Annotated in this window: 1 protein-coding gene; it reads right to left on the bottom strand. The window is 48.2% G+C overall.

The annotated features are described in order from the left end of the window. Nucleotides 1-4 precede the first annotated feature (4 nt). Nucleotides 5-693, bottom strand: a 689-nt coding sequence (locus tag AB4496_RS28815) for an MFS transporter (RefSeq protein WP_372133536.1), incomplete at its 5' end; no start/stop codon positions are given.

Raw genomic sequence — 693 nt, 5'->3', positions numbered from 1 at the left:
GATGCTAGATGCTAGATGGAACAGCTTGTTGTGCTTGCTTCTTATCTAACGCACCACTGAATCGAGTCAGAACAAGAGCGATCAAAACAATCACAGCACCTACCCAAGGGGTGTTCATTAATCCAGATTTCGCAACAATCAAACCACCGCCCCATGAGCCCAATGCAATACCGACGTTGAAGGCTGCAATGTTCAACCCAGAAGCGACATCGACTGCGTCTGGTGTGTATTTCTCAGCCAGTTTCACAACATACACTTGTAGCCCCGGAACGTTACCGAATGCGAATGCACCCCAAACCAAAATGGTAGCAACAGCTGCGTAAGGGTTTACTGCGGTAAAGTTGAATACCACCAGTACTGCGGCTAAACCAGAGAAGATAACGGTCAACGCTTTAATCGGGCCCATCTTGTCGGCCATTTTTCCGCCCCAGATGTTACCCACCGCCACTGACACACCGTAAACCAACATGATGAGGCTGATTGAGCTCGAATCAAACCCTGATACGTTTTCCAGTATTGGAGCAAGGAAGGTAAAGGCTGTGAATGTGCCGCCATAACCTAGTGCTGTGATAGCGTAAACCAACAGTAATCGTGGTTGAGTTAGAACCTTTAGTTGTGCCGAAACCTTCGCCGCAGGTGGTTGCTTAAGGTTGCTTGGAACCAAGATAGCGCTACCGATAAGAGCAATAAGAC

The organism is Vibrio sp. 10N.222.46.A1 (assembly GCF_041473595.1).
GTDB lineage: Bacteria > Pseudomonadota > Gammaproteobacteria > Enterobacterales > Vibrionaceae > Vibrio > Vibrio tasmaniensis_A.
The sequence above is the reverse complement of the archived record's forward strand: the minus strand, read 5'-3'. Positions and strand labels throughout refer to the sequence as shown.